At 44.2% G+C, this 825-nt stretch carries 1 protein-coding gene; it reads right to left on the reverse strand.

Annotated features, from left to right (window positions below; translation table 11 throughout):
* Positions 1-201 precede the first annotated feature (201 nt).
* Positions 202-825: hypothetical protein (locus I6E69_RS20450; RefSeq protein ID WP_197122219.1), on the reverse strand; the 624-nt coding region annotated here is incomplete at its 5' end.

Raw genomic sequence — 825 nt, forward strand, 5'->3', positions numbered from 1 at the left:
CTAGAAGTGCGAGTAATGAAAACCCAATAATTTTTACGCCTTCCAAAACACCTTCCCAACCTTTGAATAATTCCGCAATAGTGGCTTTAAAATTTTCCATGAATAATTATCTCTAGACTTATATGTATTTTGATTATTGTGTTCGTTGCGCTGTAGAGGCATCGAACGATATCCTCATTACGGTACTTTTTGCTGCCTTAGCTAACGCCCCATACTCGGAGATCGTGACCTTGTGGGTGCTCTAGCACGCTCAAGTTCTTGCTCTTTCGCTTTTATTGCCTCTCTCACTTGTTCAGTAATTTGTTTAATTCCTTCAATTCCGCCTGTATTTCTGTCTGCGAGCCTTTGATTTTCGCTTGTGACTGCTCTATTTTGATCTGTGCGTTCACTAATTCGCTCAATCCGTCCTCTAACTTCACGGTATCGCTCTCTAATTGCATCGTATCGCTCTTTAGATAATCGGGCGGTGTTATCGTGCTCTGATATCTCTTCAACTGCTCCACGAGCTGCATCTGAACGTTTCCTAACGCCAATAACTCGCTTATCAACGTTGCTTGCGTTGTTACGTGATTTGTCCGATGCGTTGCCCAGCTGTTGAACACGTTTGTTTGTTCTGTCATTGAAGTTTGCAACTGTTTGAACAACGTCGGTAAGCGTTCCAGCTCTTGCGTCTTCGTTCTTGCCAATTTGTTCAATGAGGCTGTCAATTCGGCTATATCCTGGTCTTTCTTGCGTAGCTGCTGCTGTGTGTATCGCTCTTGGTCGTCTAGCATCTGCTGTTGGCGTTTGATCGTGTCCTGCTGTGCTTGTAGGGCTTGCTGCACT

Source organism: Pseudoalteromonas sp. NZS100, assembly GCF_015864815.1.
GTDB lineage: Bacteria > Pseudomonadota > Gammaproteobacteria > Enterobacterales > Alteromonadaceae > Pseudoalteromonas > Pseudoalteromonas distincta.